Annotated in this window: 18 protein-coding genes and 1 tRNA gene; 8 read left to right on the forward strand and 11 right to left on the reverse strand. The window is 52.5% G+C overall.

Going from position 1 to position 23,360, the window contains the following annotated elements; all coding sequences use genetic code 11:
* Positions 1-26: 26 nt before the first annotated feature.
* Together AB1L42_RS22155 and rlmB are read left to right on the forward strand one after the other, a co-directional pair.
* On the forward strand, positions 27-581 hold the full coding sequence (locus AB1L42_RS22155) for a nitroreductase (RefSeq protein WP_367061731.1): 555 nt from the start codon (positions 27-29) through the stop codon (positions 579-581).
* On the forward strand, positions 578-1,297 hold the full coding sequence (rlmB, locus tag AB1L42_RS22160; protein WP_367061734.1) for a 23S rRNA (guanosine(2251)-2'-O)-methyltransferase RlmB: 720 nt from the start codon (positions 578-580) through the stop codon (positions 1,295-1,297). The genes AB1L42_RS22155 and rlmB overlap by 4 nt, the downstream gene beginning before the upstream one ends.
* Positions 1,298-1,497: 200 nt before the next feature.
* Here the strand turns inward: rlmB and AB1L42_RS22165 are convergent, their stop codons facing one another.
* The 4 genes from AB1L42_RS22165 to AB1L42_RS22180 form a co-directional block, all read right to left on the reverse strand.
* Positions 1,498-2,526, reverse strand: a complete 1,029-nt coding sequence (locus AB1L42_RS22165; RefSeq protein WP_367061737.1) for an ATP-dependent 6-phosphofructokinase — start codon at positions 2,524-2,526, stop codon at positions 1,498-1,500.
* A gap of 160 nt (positions 2,527-2,686) precedes the next feature.
* Positions 2,687-4,030 (reverse strand): acetyl-CoA carboxylase biotin carboxylase subunit, encoded by a 1,344-nt coding sequence (gene accC, locus AB1L42_RS22170; protein ID WP_367061740.1) that lies wholly within the window; start codon positions 4,028-4,030, stop codon positions 2,687-2,689.
* Positions 4,031-4,250: 220 nt separating this feature from the next.
* Positions 4,251-4,766, reverse strand: a complete 516-nt coding sequence (accB, locus tag AB1L42_RS22175; protein WP_367061743.1) for an acetyl-CoA carboxylase biotin carboxyl carrier protein — start codon at positions 4,764-4,766, stop codon at positions 4,251-4,253.
* A 261-nt stretch (positions 4,767-5,027) separates the two neighbouring features.
* Entirely contained in the window at positions 5,028-6,131 is a 1,104-nt protein-coding gene (locus AB1L42_RS22180) for a Xaa-Pro peptidase family protein (RefSeq protein WP_367061746.1), read from the reverse strand.
* A 256-nt stretch (positions 6,132-6,387) separates the two neighbouring features.
* Here AB1L42_RS22180 and AB1L42_RS22185 point away from each other — a divergent pair, with 256 nt between their 5' ends.
* The 3 genes from AB1L42_RS22185 to AB1L42_RS22195 all read left to right on the forward strand — a co-directional run bounded on the left by AB1L42_RS22185 (position 6,388) and on the right by AB1L42_RS22195 (position 12,061).
* On the forward strand, positions 6,388-10,236 hold the full coding sequence (locus AB1L42_RS22185) for a secretin N-terminal domain-containing protein (RefSeq protein WP_367061749.1): 3,849 nt from the start codon (positions 6,388-6,390) through the stop codon (positions 10,234-10,236).
* Positions 10,237-10,238: 2 nt separating this feature from the next.
* Positions 10,239-11,150 carry a hypothetical protein gene (locus AB1L42_RS22190; RefSeq protein ID WP_367061752.1) on the forward strand — a complete coding sequence of 304 codons (912 nt, stop codon included), beginning with the start codon at positions 10,239-10,241 and terminating at the stop codon, positions 11,148-11,150.
* Positions 11,151-11,359: 209 nt separating this feature from the next.
* Positions 11,360-12,061, forward strand: a complete 702-nt coding sequence (locus AB1L42_RS22195; protein WP_367061755.1) for a BON domain-containing protein — start codon at positions 11,360-11,362, stop codon at positions 12,059-12,061.
* Positions 12,062-12,258: 197 nt separating this feature from the next.
* Here the strand turns inward: AB1L42_RS22195 and ccsA are convergent, their stop codons facing one another.
* The gene (ccsA, locus tag AB1L42_RS22200; RefSeq protein WP_367061758.1) at positions 12,259-16,074 is read right to left on the reverse strand and encodes a cytochrome c biogenesis protein CcsA; all 3,816 of its coding nucleotides are present in this window, start codon (positions 16,072-16,074) and stop codon (positions 12,259-12,261) included.
* A 134-nt stretch (positions 16,075-16,208) separates the two neighbouring features.
* Positions 16,209-17,261 (reverse strand): hypothetical protein, encoded by a 1,053-nt coding sequence (locus AB1L42_RS22205; protein WP_367061761.1) that lies wholly within the window; start codon positions 17,259-17,261, stop codon positions 16,209-16,211.
* A gap of 449 nt (positions 17,262-17,710) precedes the next feature.
* Here AB1L42_RS22205 and AB1L42_RS22210 point away from each other — a divergent pair, with 449 nt between their 5' ends.
* Entirely contained in the window at positions 17,711-18,538 is an 828-nt protein-coding gene (locus AB1L42_RS22210; protein ID WP_367061764.1) for a DUF1571 domain-containing protein, read from the forward strand.
* Positions 18,539-18,722: 184 nt separating this feature from the next.
* On the opposite strand, the gene AB1L42_RS22215 is transcribed toward AB1L42_RS22210, so the two are convergent.
* Positions 18,723-19,190, reverse strand: coding sequence for a hypothetical protein (locus tag AB1L42_RS22215; protein WP_367061767.1), 468 nt, complete (start codon positions 19,188-19,190; stop codon positions 18,723-18,725).
* A 215-nt stretch (positions 19,191-19,405) separates the two neighbouring features.
* Here AB1L42_RS22215 and AB1L42_RS22220 point away from each other — a divergent pair.
* Positions 19,406-19,479: transfer RNA gene (locus AB1L42_RS22220), tRNA-Asp, on the forward strand.
* 332 nt (positions 19,480-19,811) lie between these two features.
* Positions 19,812-20,624, forward strand: a complete 813-nt coding sequence (locus AB1L42_RS22225; protein ID WP_367061770.1) for a hypothetical protein — start codon at positions 19,812-19,814, stop codon at positions 20,622-20,624.
* Positions 20,625-20,715: 91 nt separating this feature from the next.
* Here AB1L42_RS22225 and AB1L42_RS22230 read toward each other — a convergent pair whose 3' ends face one another.
* The 4 genes from AB1L42_RS22230 to AB1L42_RS22245 form a co-directional block, all read right to left on the reverse strand.
* The gene (locus AB1L42_RS22230; protein WP_367061773.1) at positions 20,716-21,288 is read right to left on the reverse strand and encodes a hypothetical protein; all 573 of its coding nucleotides are present in this window, start codon (positions 21,286-21,288) and stop codon (positions 20,716-20,718) included.
* A 160-nt stretch (positions 21,289-21,448) separates the two neighbouring features.
* Positions 21,449-21,865, reverse strand: a complete 417-nt coding sequence (locus tag AB1L42_RS22235; RefSeq protein WP_367061776.1) for a hypothetical protein — start codon at positions 21,863-21,865, stop codon at positions 21,449-21,451.
* Positions 21,866-22,118: 253 nt separating this feature from the next.
* Positions 22,119-22,577 carry a VanZ family protein gene (locus AB1L42_RS22240; protein ID WP_367061779.1) on the reverse strand — a complete coding sequence of 153 codons (459 nt, stop codon included), beginning with the start codon at positions 22,575-22,577 and terminating at the stop codon, positions 22,119-22,121.
* Between the two features lie 240 nt (positions 22,578-22,817).
* On the reverse strand, positions 22,818-23,360 hold a 543-nt coding region (locus AB1L42_RS22245), incomplete at its 5' end, for a hypothetical protein (RefSeq protein WP_367061782.1).

Below are 23,360 nucleotides of genomic sequence, written 5' to 3' on the forward strand. Positions count from 1 at the left end.
CAAACACGGAAAGAATGCTTGAGATAATGCCAGAGCACGACATCGATGCGTTGATTCGAAACCGTCGGACAATCAACGCTTTCAAGACTGAGCGCCCCGACGATGAAGCTGTTCTCGCAGCATTGGAATCGGGGTGCTGGGCTCCCAATCACAAAATGACAGAGCCCTGGCGTTTTTACCTTCTCGGAGAAAAGACAATCTCACAGATTGTTGAACTCAACGCCGAAATGGCCCGAGTGAGTAAAGGTGAAGCCGCCGCTCAGAAGAAACGGGACAAATGGTCGACCATTCCCGGGTGGATCGTTGTCACATCGCTTCGTTCTGACGACTCTCTACGAGACCGTGAAAACTATGCTGCAGTCTGCTGTGCAGTTCAGAACATCGCCCTGTCGCTTTGGTCACACGGAATCGGCATGAAATGGACGACCGGAGACGTCACTCGGGCGCCGGAGATCTACGAAATTCTACAGATCGATCCCAGCATCGAAGACATCGTCGGGGTGCTGTGGTACGGTTTTCCGAATGAGTCCCCGACGTCACATCGTCGTCCGCTTCAAGATGTCCTAAAGCAGCTTCCATGACCACACTGAAATTGATGAATCCGCACAGCGTGCTGGCAGCCCTCGAACATCGTCCGCACGATGTTCTTGAAGTCCACGCCAGCCGAACCCGAAGCAACGAGAGCTGGAAGCACGTCGCGAATGTCGCTGCCGATCATGGAATTTCCGTTCAGGAACCAATGCAGCGTGGGCGACAACGTTCTCGAGACGAATCAGGCCGTGTGGGGACGACGTTTGCCGTCATTCGACCCAAGGCTGCTTCTTCACTGAATGACCTGTTTTCTGATTCCAGTCCCCAAGGACTGTGGCTGATGATGGATCGTCTACAGGATCCTCATAACGTTGGAGCAGTGTTTCGGTCTGCTGGTTTCTTCGGGGTCAAAGGTGTGATTCTGACTCAGGATAAATCCGCCCCACTGACCGGAACAGTCTATGACGTCGCTGCCGGTGGCATGGAATCGGTTCCGCATGTCATTCAGACGAATCTCGTGCGCGCGATTCAGGAAGCGAAGAAGAAAGAGATGTGGGTTCTGGGAAGTTCAGAACATGCCGAGATGCCGCTGGCGAAAGTCGACCGCGACAGACGCTGGCTGCTAGTCATCGGAGGTGAAGAGAAAGGCCTGCGGCGACTCACTCTGGAAAACTGCGACCAGGTCTGCCAGATCCCCCCACGCGGTTCAGTCACTTCGCTGAATGTCTCCGTCGCTGCGGGAATCATGATCGCTTCACTCTCATAACCAAACTGATGAGAGCCATCTGTGTCGACAATAAAGTAGTAGCCATCGACGATTGAATGATCGCTCGGCCTCTCATGAGCCATTTCACTGAAAGCAAAGACGAAAAACGCCGACACGAATCCATGAATTCGTGTCGGCGTCTTCTTTATTCACCGTCGAAAATCTCCTGAGACGTTTCCTCAAGGAGATCTTCGAAGCTGTTACTTCAAGAATTCGCTCGCTTCGTCGAGGAACTCTGGATACAGGGTTCGCATTGTTCCGACAGCTTCTGCCAGTGGAACTCCCACGATGTGAAGCCCCTTCAACGCTACCATTTTTCCGAAGTCTTTCTTCAACGCCAATCGGCCCGCGTGAATTCCGAGTCGAGTTCCAAGCACTCGGTCGTAAGCACTTGGTGAACCGCCTCGCTGCAGGTGACCGAGAGTGACGTCTCTGGTCTCGATTCCGGTTTTCTTTTCGATCATCTTGGCGATACGTGATCCCACGCCACCAAGTTTCACATGACCGAACTCATCGATTTCGGCATCTTTGGTCGTGAGGTCTTCGCCTTTGAGGACTGCACCTTCGCTGACCATCACGATTCCGTACTTTTTGCCGTCTTCACGACGCTTCTTCAGCAGATCGCAAACAGCGTTCAGATCGACTTCCTGCTCAGGAACCATGATCGCGTCGGCGGAACATGCAATTCCGGAGAAGCAGGTAATCCAGCCAGCGTGGCGTCCCATCACTTCGACGACAATGACGCGTCGGTGAGACTCTGCAGTTGTTCGGAGTTTGTCGACCGCGTCCATCACAGTGTTCAAACAGGTGTCAAACCCGAAAGTGAAGTCTGTGCTGCTCAGGTCGTTGTCGATTGTTTTTGGGCAACCGATGGTTGGCAGGTTGTGGTCACTGTAGAGCTTGCTCGCGACACCCAGAGTGTCGTCGCCACCAATTGCGACGAGACAGTCAAGATCGAGATCTTTGAATGTCTTGACGACTTGCTCAACGAGTGATTCGTCTTTGTAGGGATTGGTTCGGGAAGAGCCGAGGATCGTCCCACCCATCGGGAGGATTTCATCGGTTTCCATTGGATTCAGCTTAACGAAGTTGCCTTCGATCGCTCCTCTCCAACCTTCCAGAAGTCCAATCGTCTCACCGCCGGCATTGTGGATTGTCCGGACGAGGCCTCGAATGACAGCATTAAGACCGGGGCAATCTCCACCCCCTGTTAGACAGGCGACTTTCATTTTAACCATTCCTGATGTGTTGACGGAGCGAAGAAAGCGCTTCGCTGCCGAAGGTGAGAACGCATTTCAGCGCGGCATCGTAAAAGCGAAACGTCCAACGTTCAAGCGCGAAGGAACTCAGACGATTGAGTTCACCTGAATTGTTCAAAGAATTCCCAGACTACCAGGTGCGTTCCACGAACTTCGTATCCCCTTCCGCATTGCGAAAGACTGAGTGCATCAGGATTTTCTTTGCGAGAGGAATCGTGGTCTTAATTCCGGGACCATCGATCCGAAACTCATTGAGAGCACGCAACATACACGCGATTGCCTCCTCGCGTGTGGGCTTGTACACAATAAGTTTTCCGATCATCGAATCGTAATGCGGACTAATGCGATAGCCAGTATACACATGTGAATCGAAGCGGACTCCGAGTCCACCGGGGATAATCAGATCGGTAATTGTTCCAGGACAACCTCGAAAACCTTGTTCAGGATCTTCAGCATTGATCCGAACCTCGATCGAGCATCCTGTTGACGTGATATCGTCCTGTGTGAAGCTTAACTTTTCACCTGCTGCAACGAGAATTTGCTGACGAATCAAATCGATTCCGGTGACCATTTCCGTTACCGGATGCTCAACCTGAATTCGTGCATTCACTTCGATGAAGTAGAAGTTGTTGTCCTGATCGACGATGAATTCCACTGTTCCCGCGTTGAAATAGCCAGAAGTGCGCACGAGACGCGTCGCCGCTTCGCACATTTCCTGCCGAACATTCTCGGGAAGTTTTGGTGCGGGGCTTTCTTCGATCAGCTTCTGATGCTTTCGCTGCATCGTGCAATCGCGTTCCCACAGATGAACGGCGTTTCCGTGTTGATCGGCAAGAACTTGCACCTCAACGTGCCGCGGCTTCTGCACGAACTTCTCAATATAAACCCCGGCATTTTTGAACGCCTTTTCAGCTTCGGCAGCTGCAGCTTTCAATTCGGTTCTCAGCGACTTCTCATCGGTCGCCGGCCGAATTCCTTTTCCTCCGCCACCGGCAGTCGCTTTGATGAGGACGGGGTAGCCAATTTCATTGGCCACTCGCACCGCTTCCTCTTCACTGTTGATCAGCCCGTCACTTCCGGGGACGACGGGAACTTCAGCTTCCATCGCAATTTTGCGAGCTTCAACCTTATCGCCCAGCTTGCGCATCGCGTCCTGCGGAGGTCCGATGAACTCAATTCCAGAGTCGCGGCACTGCTCAGCGAAATTGTAGTTCTCAGCCAGAAAACCGTAGCCCGGATGAATCGCCTGGGCTTCGCTCAATTCAGCAGCAGCGATGATGTGTTCGATCTTCAGATAGCTCTCTGAAGAGTTAGCTGGGCCGATGCAAATTGCCTCGTCCGCCAAATCGAGGTAATGAGCGCCGCGATCTGCTTCGCTGAAAACGGCAACAGTCCCGATCCCAAGTTCCTGACAGGCGCGAATCACACGGAGTGCAATTTCGCCTCGGTTAGCAACCAAAATCCTCTGAAACATGATATCGATTCAATCCTAGTGAACTCGTGTGGGATGCGGTGTGGCCCGGGCCTGTGCTCGCTCGTGGAATTTGCCTGATGATTGTCTTCCTGACTCGAGGTTCGGCGAAACGCTAACTCGTCGCCAGGAACACAAACTTCAGCGTCAGCGATTTGATAACGCCTGCCCCTCTCACGAGAAGAGGGGACGAGTCTTCAATCTGACATGGCAATCGCTGTGATCAATCTGGCTTAACGAGGAACAATGGCTGTCCGTATTCGACGGAATCGCTGTCCTTCAACAGCACCTTGACGATGGTCCCCGAAACCTCAGCCGGAATCTGATTGAAGACCTTCATCGCTTCCACGATGCAGACGATCGAGTCTTTGGTCACGTGATCCCCGACTTTGACGAAAACTGGTTCGCCAGGAGACGGAGACTGATAGAACGTCCCCACAGTGGGGCTTTTGATCTCAACTAATCCTTCATCCGCCGCCGGAGCAGCGGCTGGAGCGGAACTTGCAGCTGCAGGCGGAGTTGCTGCTGCTGGGGCAGCAGGAGCGGCTGGTGCGGCGAAAACAGGAGCGGGCGGTGCAAGCGCGCCGCTGAATTCGTGGCCTCCACGACGCAGAACGTATTTTGCCGTTCCCTGTTCCAGTTTCAGCTCGGTAACGTCGTGTTTCTCCATCAGTTCCATGACCTGACGAAGCCCATCAATGTTCAGTTCGTCTGCTTCGGCGTTCGCGTCGCGAGCCATCTCAATTCCTCAGTGTCTGGTCAATTATGTGTCTAGTCGATTATTTCGGATGTCCGCTTCGCATCCTGATTCGGAAGGCAAAGGGATTTTCTGGGATTGGATACGTCTATTTCTGATTTGAGATCATTCCGTTCGTACAAATCGGCTTCTCATCCGGGAGACGTGCCGAAACTTGACGAAAATCGATGGAACGATCGACGGAATCCCACAGATTGTCTTCTCGAATGAGATGCTGAAGGTCACGTCCGCAAATCGAATCAATCAGATGGTGATCCGAACAGAATCCCAACTCTTGGTGACGCTGGACAATACTTCACATCCCTGGTCGGTGACAAGAACATCGTCTTCGATCCTGACGCCTCCCCAGCCCGAAAGATAGATCCCAGGCTCGACCGTGACAACCATTCCGGTCTCCAGCGGAGTCTCTGCCGTCCTTGAAAACCGCGGTAATTCGTGAATATCGAGGCCGATTCCGTGACCGAGGCCGTGATCGAAGAACTCTCCGAATCCAGCATCTGCGATGTGTTGACGTGCTGCGGTGTCGACATCGAGCGTCGAAACTCCGGGGCCAATGAGATCAATGGCCAACATTTGCGCTTCGAGCACGGTGCGATAGATTTTCTCGAATTGAGGCTCCGGGAAATCCTGAGTGAGGAGTGTGCGCGTCAAATCTGACTTGTACCCCAAATAGGTTTGAGCTCCCCAGTCAACCAGAAGAATAGGGTGTTCGGAGAGCTTACGGTCTCCGGGACGATAGTGGGGCATCGCAGAATGGTCACCGACTGCGATAATCGGATGGAAACTCAATTCCTCTCCACCCAGCCCGCGAACGATGTGTTCCAGCTCGTAAGCCATCTCTCGTTCAGTCGCGTCAGGCCGAAACTGATCGAGAAGTTGTGCAAAGCCTTCCTCTGCCAATCGAACCGCGAGCCGAATTTCTTCGATCTCACTGTCATCTTTGATGGCGCGGATCGTTTCAACTTTCCAGGAAAGTGGAACCCACTGCTGTCCTTTTGAACCGTCGATCAACTGCTGATAGGTGTCAAACGGCATTGAATGCCCTTCAAACCCGATCGGACCGCTGGAAGACGACTGAAGTTCTCCGACAACTCCTTGGATGAGAGACTTGTTGGACGGGCGAATCACAGCCGAAACATCCGGGCACTCTGATGCAAGCTGTGTCGTGTATCGAAAATCACTGACAAGCTGAGCAGAGTCCAGAGTCAACAGCATCCATGTGCTGTCTCCTGTGAAACCGGTCAGGTACGCCACGTTCTTTTCCGTGGTGATCAGAAAAGCGTCGACTCCGTCTCGTCGCATCTGTTCTCGAACCCGATCACGTCGGGCTGCATGTCGCTCAGCCATCTGATTCCATTCTCTGAAAAGTGTGGACGTCTCAGGAGACGTTTTGGAAGTCCATCGACGAATTGAGGACTTCGGCAAATCGTGCCGAAAAGCAGACGCTCCCGCAAGCTTGAGCGTTTTCCGTCAGTCGAAAAATTTGGCTCATCAAGATAGGGAAACTTTACCGATAGTAACGATTGTACGGATTCTCCCGATCTGTGGGGATTGTGTGCCGCGCGGAAAGCTGAAATTCCATGAACGAATTGGAAGTCCCAAAATGCGATTGTTCGAAATGGTGACAAGACGTGGTTTCGTCGCTCCAGCAATTTGCTGTGTGATCGCCGCTTCTTTGTGCCCGAACCAAGCGTCGGCCCAAGGGTTCTTTCGTAAGAAAGTGAAAACGACGAATGAAACCGTCGAAGCCGGTTGGGACACCGAAGCCTCCAAAAGGAAGTCCGTTCGTCTCAACTTTCTCACAACTCCGTGGGCCAAAGTTCTGAATGATGTCGCGAAAGAGACCGGATCGACACTCGTCATGCACGATGTTCCTCCGGGGAATTTCTCTCGTCACGACTGGAATCAATACAACCGCGACGACGCCGTCAAGATTCTGAATCGAGAACTGGAACGCGTCGGCTTTCGCATCCTGGTGAAGGACCAGTTTCTGACAGTCATGTCGACTCGTCGTGGTCGACTGGAATACGAACGCCCGGTTTCCCCTTCTCCGGAAGACGCCGGCACACAGGCTGCTCAAGCAACCGAAGCTGTTGCACAGTCGCCTCAAAGCCAGCCTCTTCAGGCCCAGGCAATTCCAACAACGGCTGCCGCTGCAACTCCTGCCAAGACTCCAACGATCATTCAGACCGCTGGAGTGAACTCAAACTATCAGTTCACGACTGACGTCCCTCGGCATCGCATGTTGCCGCAGGAAGTTCAAGACTCCCCCAAGAGCAAATCAATTCAACCTTTGGCCTACGACCAAGCTCCTCAACCGGAGTCTGGTCCAGCCGAAGCGAACGAAACTCGAACTTATCGACCACGTCATCGATCGCCCGTCGACATCGCCCGGCAGATTCACAAAGCCTTCTCATCCCGTTCAAGACTGGAAAACGCCGGCCCGAACGGGATGCCTGCATTTGTCGTTTCCGACATTGCGGAAGGGACAACTCCAGCAGACACACTCTTCACAGTCGAAATTGACAGCGACCAGCGACAACTTCTCGTCACAGCCACCGCACCGGTTCAGTCTGGCCTTAAGACTTTGATTCAAAGCCTCGATATTAATCCGATCGAGGAAGAATCTGTTCCAACGCTCATGGCTGGAAACGGATCAACAGCGGAAATCGCAGAACGACTCAAACGCCCAATCTCGACAATTGCCTCAGCACAACAAGCTGCGAAGGCAACAAGCTCGAGCGAAAGAATGCTCGCTCAGGCTGAGCAACCTGTCCCGGACCCTGCACCACTCGGAGCGCAACCAGCGGACCCCGGAGACAGCGCCAGAATTATTGGGCGTGGCGGATTGATGACTCTTTCAGGCAATCTGAAAGGTGACGTCACCATCGAAACAATTCCCGGATTTGATCTCCTGATCATTCGCGGTAACGAAGGCGACATCGAAACCGTGATGGAAGTCATCTCGGAAATCGAGCGTATGGCTGTCGGAAGTCTTCCGGAAATTCACCTCCTCAAACTCGAACATGTCGACTCTCAATCACTGGCTCAATTGCTGAGCGATGTTTACGAACAACTCGCTGAGCTTCGCAGCGACAGTGCTCAACAGAGTGCTGCAGCAGTGAACGTCATTCCGGTTGTTGTCCCGAACGCGGTTCTGATTCTGGCCCCAACGAATACGATGGAAGCCATTCTCGACCTCGCTGCCGAGCTTGATCAACCGATTGACCCCACTCACGAAATTCAGGTGATTCGACTCGAATACGCTGTCGCCAACAGCGTCGTTGAAATTCTGAGTGACTTCTATCCAGACGAAGATCCGACCGGACTTGGAACACGACTGAAAGTCGCCGCCGATCCACGCACCAACTCGGTCATCGTACAAGCTCGACCTCGAGACTTGTCAGAGATTGAAGTCTTCATCAAAAAGCTGGATGCGGACGAAGCGGCTGCCATCAGCCAGATGAAAGTCATCCGATTGAAGAACGCTTTGGCTGACGAATTGGCTGAGTTCCTGACCGCTGCTTTCCGCAGTGTCACCGATCCGCAAGCTTCGACAGTCGCTCAGTCGTTCACTTCACAGATTCAAGGCACAACTGATCCCAAATCCGTCGTGTTGGAATTCCTTTCCGAAGACGGCGAAAAGCTGGCTCGCTCCGGACTGCTGGACAACATTGTCTTCAATGCAGAAACACGAACGAACACATTGCAATACTCAGCGTCACCGCAGAGCATTCCAGTGATTGAAGAACTCGTTCGAATCCTGGATCAGCCGAGTAGTGCGGTTGCTGAGGTCAAGTACTTCAAGCTTCAGAAAGCGGACGCAGTCAACGCTGTCGAATTGCTCAACGAACTCTTCCAGCAAGAAGAAACGACCAACCAGAATGATCAGGGACAACTCGGAGTCCAACTCGCAGGAGCGACGGACACAGCAAGTTCTCTGTTGCAGCTACGTTTCGTGGCGGACACTCGCACGAACAGCGTGATCGCCACCGGTGGTCCAGACGCATTGATCATTGCCGAGAACCTGTTGTATCGACTCGATGCCACAGATCCTCAGAATCGAACGACGCAGGTCATCAAACTCCTGAACGTTCCGGTTGCTGACGTCGCTTTGGCGATCAACGATTTCCTCCAGTCACAACGTGACCTCGCAACCATCGACCCGGACCGAATCAGCACAAGCCAGTTGCTCGAGCAAGAAGTGATTGTCACTCCTGAACCAATCACCAACAGCGTTCTGATTAGTGCAACACCCGCTTACTTCAACGAAATCGAAGCGATGGTTCGAACTCTCGACGCGGAGTTCTCCCAGGTTCTGATTCAAGCTTTGCTCGTCGAAGTTCAACTCGACAACACAGATGAATTCGGAGTGGAACTCGGATTCCAGGATCCGGTCTTGTTCGATCGAAGCATCATCGACGAACTCTTGACCGTTACAGAAACGATCTTCGACCCGAACGGAAACCCATCCGCCACTGTGACCCGTGTGATCTCCCAAAACGCATCCCCAGGGTTCGGCTTTAACAACCAGCCGATCGGGAGCAATCCGATCGGGAACCCTTCGCGTGTCGGAGCACAGGGGCTCAGCAGCTTCGCTCTCCAACGAACAAACAATGACCTCGGCTACGGTGGTCTCGTCCTCTCGGCAAGTTCGGATTCTGTGAGTGTCCTCATTCGTGCACTGGCAGCCCGTCGTCAGGTTCGCGTTCTCAGCCGTCCTCAAGTTTTGGCTTTGGACAATCAGACCGCTCAGATTCAGGTCGGTCAGGACGTTCCAGTCGTGAACGGTGTGAACCAGACAAACACATCGACATCACCAATCATCGTTCGTGAGAACGCCGGGATCATCCTCACAGTGCGTCCTCGAATCAGCCCCGGCGGACAAATCGTGATGGAAGTCGTCGCTGAGAAAAGTCAGTTCATCGACAACGGAGTTCCCGTCTTCACCGACATCAACACCGGAACCGTGATCACTTCGCCAATTAAGAACATTCAGACTGCACAAACGACTGTGAAAGTCCCTGACGGACAAACAGTGGTGCTTGGGGGAATGATCACCGACTCCGACGACATTCTCGAAAGAAAAGTCCCATGGCTTGGCGACCTGCCGATCATTGGAAACGCCTTCCGCTTTGATTCTCACACGACTGAACGCCGCGAGTTGATCATCTTTCTGACTCCACGAATCGTCCACAACGATGCTGAGTCGGAAATGTTCAAACAGATCGAAGCACAACGCCTCCACTACTTCCAGGAAGAAGCGGAAGAGCTTCACGGTCCGATCTTCGGAGTGCCGAACTCGATGACCGATCCAAACGCTCAGTACTATCAAGGTACTCCACAGCCAACGGACATCTCTCCGATTCCAGAGAGTTCCCCGATTCCGCCATACGTCGATCCTCCAGCACCGCTGGAACCAGCCGTTCCTGCAACCGGGGAGAACAATTGATCATGAGAACTCTCAAGACCAAACATTGTTTCCTCAGAGAAACAGAACCGTCTCGAAGCGTTCAGGTCAATTTGATCCTGTGCTTCCTGTTCGTCGTGACGAGTTGTGGATGCCACCAGCTTTCCCTCCTCGGGAAGGATGACTCGAAGAAAAGGAAAACTCCCGAAGCAGGAAAAGAGCGAGTCACGGAAGTGATTTGCGCCTGGGAACCGGCCGAAGGTGTCGGTTTGAACGGTCTTCCGTGCCGTGGATTCGCAGGTCAAATCCTCTTCTTCGGAAACGACACATCCTCGCCGATCAAGGTGAGTGGAGATGTTCGAATCTACGTGTTCGACGACTTCGGCTCAGACGAAGAGCGTTCGGAACCGATTCACTACTTCGATTTCGAAGAAATGGCTTTCCAGGGTCTGATGACTGAAACAAATCTCGGAATCGCTTACCAGCTCTTCGTGCCTTACACCCGAAAGACGGTCCACGAAGCCAACTGCTCCCTGCGAGTGATGGTCACGCCCAAAGACGGGGGGATGCCGGTCTATTCGAAAATGGCGACCCTGTATCTTCAGGGGACCACGCGTGATCAACGTCACACAAAGACGAAAACTGAGATTTCCAGCCCCATCCAACAGGTGTCACACATCGCGGCTGAGGCAGTTACCGAAGCCGATCGACGTCGAAGCCCGGCGGCTGTCCGACACTTCGGCGGGACAATCACCAGCCAGAATGTGAACACTTCTGATTTACATCGGGACCGTCTGAAGTCGATCGCTGCACAGGCAGTCTCGGAAGCGTCTCCGCCTGCGAGTTCGACTCGTCCGGCTGCGACCGCTGGCCCAACTGTCCGGCAGCACACGCTGTCTCAAACCGAAGCACCGGACCTACAACCGACTCGAACAGAGCACCCGCTGGCCAACTGAACATTTGACTAGAAGTGTCGTTGACATCCTCAATCGAAGTGAAAAACTTCCATAGAAGATATTCCGACTGAACCAGTCCAACCGCTCAGAACGCCTTCCGAGACATCTGATCTGCCAGAACTTCCGAAACCTCTGGTTGCATTCGGGGTTAATACTCGATGAGATAGTCAAAAGAGGCTTGTCGATACGGACCGCCCTGAGGAACTGTTATGCAGACACGGATACTCACAATCGCAGCGGCTTTGCTGATTCTAACGACAGCATCAAGTGCCCACGCGCAATCTCTGTTCGGCGGCGGGACAACCGGAGGCGGAGGAACCACGGGCGGAACTGGCGGTTCGGCAGCTGGCGTCGGAAGAACCACTCAAGGCGGAGGTGGAGCCACTTCTGCAGCACAAGGGGGATCACTCATTGATCCAGGGCGTGCAGCCGGAGACATGGTTCTGAACACCGGCGACGGAAGTCTTTCCTCGATGGTCGGCCAAAATGCCTTCACCGGGTTCTCTTCAAACTCAGCCTTCATTGGCGGAAACACCGCCGCGAGCCAGTCCTTCACCAACAGCCGCGCTCAATTCGGAGGACTCCAGGGACGAGGCAACACCGGCGGCGGCCAAAACGGAAGAGGTCAAACACAAACGGATCGCAAACCGGTTCGACCACAGTACCGAATGGCATTCACAGCACCTGCACTTCCAGTCCAGCAACTTGAGTCCTCACTGAAGAGCAGCTTGCTGGAACTTCCGCACCTCGCTTACTCAAATCGAACCGTGGAACTTTCAATCGACGAAAACGGAACCGCCACGATCTCCGGGACCGTGAACAGCGAACGCGAAATGAAGAGCGTCGAGTCTTACGTGCGAATGGAACCAGGCGTGCGGAAAGTCGCGAACCAGCTGATCATTCAGCAGTAAAGTTTGCAACGTCCACCTCAAACACGCAGCATCAACCGATCAATTTAGGCGAGCGAGTACTGATCAACCGCACGCGTCGCCAATCGAGCATAAAACAAAACGGGTCAGGTGTTCACAACGAAACACCTGACCCGTTCTTATTGATCGACTCATCGCCCCTTTCTTCGGGACCGATCAGCGAGCGACTGATCTCTTCATCAGGTCGTCGAAACTTCTTTCGGGTTACTCCGCCACAGATTCAATGGCGTGCAGGCGATGATCGCGATAAAGACTTGTGACAGACAGAAGAGGATCAACCACGCGAGCCGCCCTTCTGTGAATCCGTAGCTGTGAAGTCCCACGCTCAACTCGTTCACGCCAAACCAGGACCAGCTGACAACCACATTTCCGAGGACAGTCAGAACCGCGAGTCCGCGATCTTTGACCATTCCGCCCCAACGGGCATGAAGGACGAGTGCGTTCCACAGAACGATGATCAGTGCTCCGTTTTCTTTCGGGTCCCAACCCCAAAATCGTCCCCAGGAATCGTCTGCCCAAAGTCCTCCCAGAACCGTTCCTACGAAGCTGAAGAACGTCGCGAAGCACAGAACGCCGTAGGTCATTCGAGCGAACTCTTTGCTGACGTTCTTATCGAGCGTCTTCGTGAACAATCCTGTGAAGACATACAACGCCCCCAGGAACCCAGCCAGATAGGTCGTTGCGTATCCGAGAGTGATACAGACGACGTGTGTCGCCAACCAGAACTGCGTATCCAGAACAGCTTCCAGCACGACGAAGGTATCTCCATCGTTCGCCAAGCCGTCAGCGATTCGGAGCGAAAGGAATCCACAGACCGCTGCGACAATATTTCCAGCCCCCAACTTGGAGATTGATTCCAGAATCAAACTTCCCAGAACGACAGCCCAGCCAATGAAGATGGCCGACGAATAAAGATTCGTCACCGGAGGCCGCCCCGAGATATAAATCCGCCCGATGAGGGCAGCTGTATGAACCAGGAAGACAGTGACCAGCGTCCAGAATGCAGCACGCTGGAAGAACCCCGGTAGGAACAACCATCCCAACGACGCTAAAATCCCAGCGAACAGGTAAAGGTTGGCAGATTGATAGAAGGCGTCAAATCGGTTGTAGACAGCTTCAAACTCCGTCTTGTCCAAGAAGCCTGGATCCGATTCTTCACGAGCGTAGTCGCTGAGAAAAACTTGATAGTCCTTTAACTGATTGTTGAAGGCGTCGACGTTTCCATCTTCGTAAGACTTGATCATGGAGACGAACATCTTCACCGCTGGTGGCTTCTTGTATTCGCTCGAATCCATCTCAATCAGTTCGTTGTAGATCTGATCGAAGATCTTTGCAGCTGTCAGAGATTCCCATTCCGTTTGAAACGCCTCCTGCTCCGGACGATCTCCAGCATTGAAGTGCGTCGGAACCATGAGAGGAATCGGTGACTTGTTAAATGCCTGGCTGTGCAATCGATCGAATTCACGGAGTTTAAATCCGAGTTCAATCAACTGAGACTGAGAAGCATTGCCGAGTTCTTTATCTCGCATCAAATCGATGATACGCCCCCCGCCCGTTGTGAATTCGAGCAGAACATACTCATCGATTTTGCGTGAAAGCTCGATGACCTTTCGCTCAAATCGAGTCCGTTCATTTTGCGGTGTGTCAGAAACGGCAACGTCAAACTTCCGCGGCTGCTGTGGGTCGATCTCTGTCAGACCTTCCAGCTCACGCAGAATTGTGAGCATCCCCATTTCTTTAATGCCATCGACCTTAGGCGACTTCAGCAACTCGTTGAACGAATACGTGAACTTCTCCCGTTCCGGCAATCCGAGTGCCTCGATAACATCTTTGTTCTCAATCTTGAACACTCGAAGATCGCGGGCTGCCACTTCGTTCGACATCACCTGCAGCAACCACTCTGACGCGGAATGCTTGTCCCCATCTTCGTCGCGGTAGGTCTCGTAGTCCGACAGACGAAGAAGCATGTTTCTCGCGAAGGAGTCGATAGGCATCGGCCGACCTTTGTACCAGATCGGCAGTTCACTGAACGTCTCGACATGCATGACGTCAGCGGATTCACGAGGAGCTCTTCCCAGCATCAGCATGGAGCTGATGATCGAAAGACAGATAACTCCGGTGACCACCCAACTGATTTGGTTCTGTTTCGGAGTCAGTTGTGCCCCGTAACCTTTTAATGTCTCTGTGCTGACGACTGTCGTTCGTGATCGACGATCGAGGTATCGCAATAGAGTGAGAGAGAAGTGATACATCATCCCCACCCAGACAATCATGCAGGAGACATAGGGCGTCATCCAGCCCGCGTTGTCGACGACTTGCAGAGTCGTCATTTCGCGCCCACCTTCCATCATCGCGTAGTTCGATTGATAGAAGGTTTTGCCTGCAAACCGCATCGGGTTGTTCATCCAGATGCGATGATCGAACTCAAGATCACGTGATGGATCTGTCACGGTGATGTAAGACGAATAGTCCTTAACCTGCGAAGTCCCTTTGTAATCGTTCTTTTGAACATCAGTCAGCTTGATCGCGAAGTCGTTGTAATAACGGACAAATCGAAGCGCAATCTCATAGGTCTTTCCATCGACTTCGACTGCTTGAGTTTCTCCGAAGGGTTCAGGCGAGAGGTCGAAGATTGAGGAGACCATGTACACACCCAGGTCTTTCCCGTCATCTCCCTTCGACCGAAGTCTGACATAAGCCGACGGAACATCCACACGCCCACCCGTATCGGTTCCTTTGACGTTATCAACCGGCGTCACAACCACATTTTTTCCGATCCCAGCGGTTGCTGGGTTCTCCGGAATCTCTTCGTTAGGACCGAAGGACCGCAAACCTCGCACGTCAGAGTTGCGGTAGAATTCCAGGACTTCAACATCGAACGGCAGTCGCTGATCCGAGATCGTCGTCTTCGGCCGGAGAAGAGAAGACGAAACGACCGTCATCTGATCTTCGTCCTGTGGGCTACGGTCGATGACCGCTAGTTCGACATCCCGAATGTCCCGACTGAAGTTGACGGTGTCGCCTTCGATAATCGACATCTGACTTTCGATGTGCTGAGTCCCGACGAGCACATCGTAGAACATCATCAAGCCAATACCGGCGTGCAAAAGCACAACTCCGGCACGCTTCTTGAAGACCATAATGCAGCCCGCCAGAAGGAAGCACGAAGCGAGTGTTGCCTTCACCAGCTGATACAAAATTCTCATCGAAGCAGCATCCGATGATTCCCACATTCCGATAAAGCCGGCAGTCAGAACGAGAAGCACGGTCGCAATGATGTTTAACCAGCGCTTTGCAAAGTCTCCCCCCGAAACAATCGCTCCATAGACCGTCACTCCACAGCAACCGAACAGTGTTGTCAGCATCAGCAGACGCAGATTCTCGTAGGAAATCAGTGGCTTCGATTGAAGACCTTCAGGGCTGGAACCACTCAAGATCACGAGGTAAGTGAACAGTGATCCGACGACGAGAACCGCGGAACCTGCAATCAGCCGTGTGCCTCGCGCTTGAACCTTAAATCGCAGAGTGTGTGCAGCCACCAGGTTAATGGCCATCACCACACCGATGGTCCAACCTTTCGGGAACCAAAACCCCTTCCCCGCCAGGAATTCAGGAGTTCCACTCGGCCAGACCGGAGCCATCCACTTCAAATGGTCCGGAAAGACAGGCTGCTCCGGGAAGAATGCTTCCGGAAAAAACAGGCTGTAGTCAACCCGAACGAACAGAGCGCCGAGATCGACGAACGGAAATGATGAAATAAAGAGACTTCCCATATCGACGCGGAAGTACTCGTTGATGACGTACCAAATGTCGTTGTGAACCTGAGCGAACGTCCCAGCCAGAACAATAAAGATGCTCAGCAAAAACAACGTTACGGTCAGCTTTAGTGACGCCAACGGCAGCAGCAACTTCCGCCACTGCCCAGAGTTCCCCTGCCCGACCTCGCTTCGATCTGAGGCCAAAGTGTCGAGATTATCATCAATGGTCGAGGCCATAACCGGCTCCGGAATCAAAAGTTTTGTGCGGCTATTAAATCGCCCCATCGAGGGCGTCGTTGACAAGCAGAGGTGAACAGAACCGGATCTGAACGTTCATTTCTGATCCGCGAGTTCTGTCTGAAGCGGTCAGCTTATTCCTCATCCTGGTCGAGGCGAACAGAATCGAGAAACTCTCGGAAACGTCCTTGCTCAGCTTTCACGACTTCCGTCGGACCCTGCATTTTGTAAAACCATTTCACACCATCCTTCTCAGCAATCGCAGCCAGAATGGACTCGGTTTCACCTTCAATCAAGATGAGTTGGGAGGACATCCCGGCAATTTCCAACTCTTCGACAGCTTCATCCAGCTCAGCTTGTGTGATTGGCTCAAGCTTGACCTGTCCTCTCCAGCGATTGATATTCGCCAGTCGATCTCCACCGCCGGGAAGGCGAATCACGCTGACATCAGCTGTCTCATCGGAACTTCCAGTTCGCAAGGAGACGAGTCGCATCGCGTTCCCTGCACTCTCTTCCCAGTTCTCCGGCTTATCGTATCCAACGTTTGAGGATGAACGCGCCGGCGGACTCATCGTTTCCGCCGGACGTGTTTCGCTTTTTGCAGCTGCAAGTCCAACATCTGAGATAACCGCAACCAGCATCAAGGTGTCACCAAACTCTTCAGTTGTCCCATTCAACTGGACGACGCTCATCACCTGATCACCTTTTTCAACAGTGATGAGTTCCTGATTCTGCGTCGCTCTTTCAGCCCAATTTGTTGGTTCAAGCGGTGGCATATTCACTTGGCCTCGCCAGCGATTGACGTTGCTCAACAGGTATGACGAAAAGTCGCTCGGGGGAGCAGGCAGTGCCGATACGGTCACTTCGATCGGTGGATCAGAATCCGCAACCGTCAGCGTTTTGAATCGAGGAGGTGGCCCATCTTTGACGGTCCAGCCTGCCGGAACTTCAAATTCAGGCTGTCCATCGGGAAATGTCGTCGCACGAAGAAACCCGATGAAGGGTTCGAGATACGGCAAGAGACCATCCCGAGGTCCCATCAGCTTAAAGAACCAAACCTGATTCCCGGCACTCGATGCAGTGGGCGGTTCGGTTTCAAACTTCGCCACCGAATACTCACGAATCGGATCTTCGCCGCCGCATCCGACGAGAAACACGCCGGCCATCACGCAAAGAAATTGACTCATGCGAGGAGATTTCGGGCGACAACACTGCTGTGAGGTGAAATTCATAATGACCGAGAATGAAGGATGAGGAGGGAGAATTTCGGCGGGAGGGATATAACATCAATCAACGGAAAGAGTTGCATCGAAGCGGTGAACCCGCTGCTGCTGTGCGTCCTCCCATACTGATTATAGGGAGCCTGATTTCAGAAAGTACACGAGCATCGATCAAGATTCCGTGATTCAATCTCCGATTCTCACCTTCAATAACCGTCTCTGCAATCGGCACAATCGTCAAAAGCCGCAGTTCCAGATGAAATCGCCGGAGACGCTGGAATTCCGAGACAAACGCGGATGCCCCCCTGACTCGCCAGTCGATTCGATCCATTGGACGCCAATTGCACCGGCTCACCGTCAACCATTTTCTCGGTGAGATTCCCGCTGCAAACTCACTCCAGGAGGAAACTCGCACTATGACTGGCAACAACTCGAACGATCGACGCGCCTTCCTCATCAAAACCATCGGCGGTGCTTGCGGGCTGGGAGCCGGAATCCTGGTCGGGAATCAGATCTTCGCCGATCCGACACGAATCGCATCAAAGGTCGCAGAAACCCCATCTTCTCATCCGCTGGCCCCAGCCCTGCAGATGGGAACCAAAGCCCTCGAGTCGCTCGATGGAGTCAAAGACTACACAGCCGATTTCGCAAAACGCGAGCTGATTGGCCGAAAGCTCCTCGACTCGCAGATCAAACTCAAACTCAGAGAAGACCCCTTCAGCGTCTATCTCAAAATCTTGAAACCGGTCGCAGGCCGAGAAGCTTTGTATGTCGCTGGTCAGCATGATGGGAAAATGAAGGCCCACGACGTCGGTTTCGCCGGGCTGGCCGGAACGCTTTCACTCGACGTCAACGGCAGTTTCGCGATGTCGGAAAACCGCTACCCCATCACGATGGCGGGAATGAAAACGATGGCTTCCAAAGTTCTCGAACAGTGGTTGAACGACCTTCAGTACACAGACCTCGACGTCAACTACTATCCGAATGCCCGTATCGGACAAACCTCTTGCAAAGCCATCGAGACGATCCATCGGCAGCACCCGAAAGACGTCAAATTCCAGATGACTCGACTCTACGTCGAGCAGGAACGAGGACTGCCAATCCGCGTCCAACAATACGAATTCCCCGGAATTCGCCAGACAAATCCAGTCCTTGCTGAAGACTACCTCTACAGCAACATCAAACTGAACGCCGGGCTGACCGACAAAGACTTCAGCCTGACCAATCCGGAATACAATTTCTAGAGCCTCAGCATTGAAGGCTTGATTGCAATTGGCACGCAGCCATTCGCACTCGCGACACTAACATCAAAAAAGACCTGCCCGAAGTTTTTCGAGCAGGTCTCTTGTATTTCACAGATTGAACGCAGCAGTTGTTCTCGTCTTGGATCAAGTCGATTCTGAAAGGCCGAGAGCGACCAAGAGCGGTCTAATCGTCGTCGTCGTCATCACTGTCGTCGTCGCTGTCATCATCGAAGTCGTCATCGTCATCACTGTCGTCGTCGCTCATTTCGACGTCGTCTTCTGTGGTTTCGACGACTTCATCTTCGATTTCATCGACCTCATCATCTTCAACGACTTCTGAAACCGAATCGGACAGACTCGCTTTGATGGGCTGAATGAAATAAAGCTTCTTGGTGCTTCGATTTCGCAGAGCTTCCAGCTTCTCCTCAGCTTTATCCCGCTGATCGTACGCAAAACGCCCCTCTTCTTTGAGCGTTCCGCTGAACACGCCCCAGAAAATCTTCTTTCGCTCGACCGTTTTCGCTTTTCGCTTGCGAGTGGTCGTTTTCTTGCGAGTCGCACGCTTCGCTTTGGTTGCCGTCTTTTTAGCTGTTTTTCCCAGCTTCTCGGCTGCTTCCGCTTCGATTCGTTTTTGGAGGCGTCTGGAGGCCATAGTTGTTCCGGAGAGTTGGTTGGACCACGGGAGATGCCAATTCCGCACCTTTACCGCAGTCAAGTCTGAACTTTTGCGAATCGCGAAGTGTCCCAAGTCGACATCAGGATGTCAATTGAGGGAATTATCGAGTTCCCAAAATGGTCTGACAAAATTGAAACTGGTTTGTTGACGATTTGTGAAGTGGCAATTACATTACCGCTCCAACTCAGCGAGGGGCCGTAGCTCAATTGGTTAGAGTGTCGGACTGTCGATCCGAAGGTTGCGGGTTCAAGTCCCGTCGGCCTCGCTACAAGAGCCGCAAGTTCCAAACTCAACGGAATTTGCGGCTCTTCTTCTTTGACGCCTCTCTCTTCGCGTCCGCGGCTCCAAGCACAACGCTCAATGCCTCCGCGACGACACTTCGGGACTACTCCAACCCGGAACCCTTCCCCTCGAAGACGTCGGCAAGCTGTGAAAAGCTCAGCACCAGCCACAGCACACGACATCTCCCAGCCTCGCTCGGATTCCGGTAGAATCCCAAACTCTTCCAAGCTGGACCGAGAACACTCCTGACCTTTTGCGATGAGCCGCTTTGAGCGAAGAGACTTCGCATTCGCCGACAACTTTGAAAGACGACCAATGATCGACCGCATCATTCCACCGCTCGTGGTGGCCTTCACGTTGACACAAGCGACAGTGCAGGCCGAAGTGCCGTTTCTCTCCGCAGATGAACTCAAGAGCGACTCATCGCACATCGTCGTCGGCAAAGTCCAAGCAGTCTACTCAACGAGCGAAGAACGAAAGAACTGGCAAGAGACATCCTCTGTTGCCGAGATCATGGTCTCTGCCGTCGAGAAAGGACATGACATCAACGTCGGCGATACCGTCTATGCCCACTATTGGAACAAGAAGTGGATCGGCGACGGAGAGCCAGAACCACATTCCGGCGGACATCGCAGCGTCAGCAAAGGTGAAGTCGTCCGAGCACATCTCGAACTCAAGAATGGAACTTACGAAGTCCTGCTGCCAAATGGTTTCGTCTCAGTGAAGCCCGACGAAGAAACTGCCAACGCAACCGCTGACAAAGCTGCTGCCGACGACCTCGCTGCCATTCAAGGGAAGTGGGTTCGCACTGTTGAAACGAATCGAGGCACGTTTCAAATCTTGAAGGTGCACAACGGAAACACGACAACACTCACAATCACCGACTCCAACGGACGAGTGATCGAAGAGAAAAAATCGGAGTTCCGCCTCGAAAGGACAGACAACGTCCACATCTTTACATTCTTCAACAACGCCTTCACAGCGGGCCCTAGCAAAGGCCGCTCCGACAATGCACCACAATCATACATCTACCGAGTCACAAACGATTCATTCATCGAAGTCCGCGGAATCATGATCGGCGACAACTCCCCACTCTCCGCATTCACCTGGAAGCGATTGAAAGAGTAAGCTTAGTTGCCCCTCGAAGGCATGACTGGGCATGACAAACAAGCAGCCACGCTGATTGCGCCCGGCGTCGTGACTCCGGCGCGAAGCACTGCTATTCCTCACTCTCACTATTCTGTGGAGCGACAAAGAACAGAAAGACGTAGGCATCGTCTTCGATCACTACGGGCAACGTCGTCGAACTGCTCCCCGAATCATCGTTTGAGCGCGTGTCAATCGCGAGCATCGAAACAATTTCTTGACCTGGATATCGAAAGGTGGCTGCTTCTGACGGCGGTTCGAATGTGTGATTCGTAACATGTGACTCTCCAGCCCTCAGCGTCCCAAGCCCAGTCTCAACGAAGCTTTGCCGAATCTTATCGCTGACATCACCACGAAACACAGCCATTTGTTCCATGGCAATGATGTCACCGCGATCGAACGCGATTTGGTACGCCGTTGCGAGATCTTCTTTGCTCTTCGCAGGAAGCAGTGAGCGTGCATCGTCCGCCACGATCTTGCGTTTCTCGGCCTGTTCAGCGTCACTCTTCGCGTTAACTCGCTCCAGCATCTCTTTACGCTTAGTGCTAAACGAGTCTTCAGCCGACTGCTGATCACAACCAGTAAACATTAAGAGCAGACAGATTAACCGATAACATTTGCGAAAACGCGATTGCGATGAAGTCATTTCATTCAACCAGTTTGAGCGATCGTTTGGTCCTAAGCGGAAAGATAGACTTGCTATCTCCCCAAAGCTGAACCGAGGGTATTCCCAACAACACTGGCAGTCAAACCCGAGCCAGAACTCTCGAAATCGTTGCATAGCTGCACAGCCAGATATAGCTCGCTCACTCAGTCTTTGATTTGTGATCAACAATAGACTTCGACGAAAGAATTATTCGACCGATTTGTGACTCAAAGCTGTTGCGGTAAATTGGTTCATTGGGAACGATAAACGAAAACTGGGCTGGTGTCGAAGCTGCAACTTCTTCGAGCGAGACACCGAACTTAACTTTGACGCGCTTTAGACATTGCTCCGATTCACTCGGCCAGTCGAATTGACTGGAGTACTCAATCCCATCCAAGTCAGCCAGCGATTGTGGCCATGCCTCATGGGTATAAACATACTCCAGAATCACTGAAGTAACCGCATGAGATGCAAGCAAGTTCAGCGTCGCTTCTTTTTGAACTTTCAAGCTGTACGTAATGAACCCGGCAATCGACGCGACGACCAGCAAACCGACAACTAAGAAGAAACGCCTCACTTGACCTCCAATCTTACAGGGACGAGTGCCACACCCTCACTCACATAGGCAAGCTGTAACCGATCCTTCAAAGTCGAGTCGATATTGTCCTGCCGAGTCGCGACACGACAGCTACTCCCGTAACGCCACCCGACGCAGTATTCTTCCAGGCTCGAAGACCACCGAAAAGGCCTCTCGGAAACTGTGGGTGACATGCCTCAAAACAAGGCAGTAGGGAAAGCAGTACGAGACTGAGTCGAACACTGATACATGTTCACACTGCTTCGTGATGAGCGCGTGGTACCCGGCTCCCGTTCACTGCATGGTCATTGGCGTTTCTTCGCTTCAGCCGCATCAAAAGTATCAATCCAGCAGTACAGACACCGAGACTGTCGATTAAGACATCGTAAACGGTGCCAAAACGATCTGGGATGAACGATTGATGCCATTCATCCGATGCCGCGAACGCGATGCAAAAGAGCATTGACCCGATGATTGTCCCAGGTGTCAGCTTGCCGCACCACCGTTTCAGCGACGCTGTCAGGATAACCATCAGAATCGCGAATTCAGCAAAGTGCCAGCCTTTGACAATTGCAAACCAGGAAACACCCCAAAACAGGGCGAACCGTTCCATCGATTCCTGTCCCGCACCGGTAATCGTGGCAACCAATGTGAAAAACTCATTGGGCCGAATCACCGTGCATGATGTTCCAAAGATCAATGCGAGCCACATGCAAAACAGAAGCGGAAACAGCCAATGACGTTTCCGGAGGACCGGCGGACGAACTTCTTCGCCTACTTGATTTTGAGCAATGTCGATTCTCCTCGAGCAAAGAACGTTTACGTTAACCGGGCATGTCCATCGAAACCGAGTTGAAGTCGATCCACGTTCACCCTGCTTCGCGATGAGAACATGGCACCCGGCGTTTGACTCACTTCACAAGAGCGACGTAGTACGCTGCTCACAAAAAGCTCACTGAATCCTGATTGAAGTTTTTTCGGAAAGTTCACATGGTAGAAGTTCCCTTGACAAGCTCGCTCCACCTAAAGTGCAGTTACTGAAAATCGCACCTTTCAAGTGAGAGTTGTTGCAGACCAACTCCTCTAGCACCCACTCGGGAATCTCAACTCTACTAAAACTAACAATGCTTGGCTTCATCCATGACAAACCATTCCTTGGTTCTTCCGACGGAAATCCAGATTCTTCAAACCAGATGTAGGCTGGCCGAAACGCATTCCTTACAGCTTTCTGGCCACTGACTGTTGTGAAGGGATTTATTTCACAACTGTTGATTGTTACAGCGTCGACATTTGGAATTTCGGATAAATACTCGATGTCATCATGTGAAAGCGACGAATCGAAAATGGCGAGAGTGTTCAAAGAGAGTATTTCCGCCAAGCGAGTGGCCCTCAAGGTTGCACCTTCTCTCAATCCGAACGCAACACTCTCAACCGCTTTTCCAGATACAATTCTGTAGATTTCCGAGGACGAGTATTTTCTTCCACTCAAAGCTAG

The sequence above is a fragment of the Thalassoglobus sp. JC818 genome, assembly GCF_040717535.1.
Lineage (GTDB): Bacteria > Planctomycetota > Planctomycetia > Planctomycetales > Planctomycetaceae > Thalassoglobus.

Excerpts from the sequence above, each read along its gene's own strand:
- AB1L42_RS22165 (WP_367061737.1), bottom strand. The coding sequence starts at position 2,526 with ATGAAAGTCGCCTGTCTAACAGGGGGTGGAGATTGCCCCGGTCTTAAT.
- AB1L42_RS22225 (WP_367061770.1), top strand. The coding sequence starts at position 19,812 with ATGATCGACCGCATCATTCCACCGCTCGTGGTGGCCTTCACGTTGACA.
- AB1L42_RS22240 (WP_367061779.1), bottom strand. The coding sequence starts at position 22,577 with ATGTGGCTCGCATTGATCTTTGGAACATCATGCACGGTGATTCGGCCC.
- rlmB (WP_367061734.1), top strand. The coding sequence starts at position 578 with ATGACCACACTGAAATTGATGAATCCGCACAGCGTGCTGGCAGCCCTC.
- AB1L42_RS22215 (WP_367061767.1), bottom strand. The coding sequence starts at position 19,190 with ATGGCCTCCAGACGCCTCCAAAAACGAATCGAAGCGGAAGCAGCCGAG.
- AB1L42_RS22230 (WP_367061773.1), bottom strand. The coding sequence starts at position 21,288 with ATGACTTCATCGCAATCGCGTTTTCGCAAATGTTATCGGTTAATCTGT.
- AB1L42_RS22155 (WP_367061731.1), top strand. The coding sequence starts at position 27 with ATGCCAGAGCACGACATCGATGCGTTGATTCGAAACCGTCGGACAATC.
- accB (WP_367061743.1), bottom strand. The coding sequence starts at position 4,766 with ATGGCTCGCGACGCGAACGCCGAAGCAGACGAACTGAACATTGATGGG.
- ccsA (WP_367061758.1), bottom strand. The coding sequence starts at position 16,074 with ATGGCCTCGACCATTGATGATAATCTCGACACTTTGGCCTCAGATCGA.
- AB1L42_RS22205 (WP_367061761.1), bottom strand. The coding sequence starts at position 17,261 with ATGAGTCAATTTCTTTGCGTGATGGCCGGCGTGTTTCTCGTCGGATGC.
- AB1L42_RS22185 (WP_367061749.1), top strand. The coding sequence starts at position 6,388 with ATGCGATTGTTCGAAATGGTGACAAGACGTGGTTTCGTCGCTCCAGCA.
- AB1L42_RS22195 (WP_367061755.1), top strand. The coding sequence starts at position 11,360 with ATGCAGACACGGATACTCACAATCGCAGCGGCTTTGCTGATTCTAACG.
- AB1L42_RS22190 (WP_367061752.1), top strand. The coding sequence starts at position 10,239 with ATGAGAACTCTCAAGACCAAACATTGTTTCCTCAGAGAAACAGAACCG.
- AB1L42_RS22210 (WP_367061764.1), top strand. The coding sequence starts at position 17,711 with ATGACTGGCAACAACTCGAACGATCGACGCGCCTTCCTCATCAAAACC.
- AB1L42_RS22180 (WP_367061746.1), bottom strand. The coding sequence starts at position 6,131 with ATGGCTGAGCGACATGCAGCCCGACGTGATCGGGTTCGAGAACAGATG.
- accC (WP_367061740.1), bottom strand. The coding sequence starts at position 4,030 with ATGTTTCAGAGGATTTTGGTTGCTAACCGAGGCGAAATTGCACTCCGT.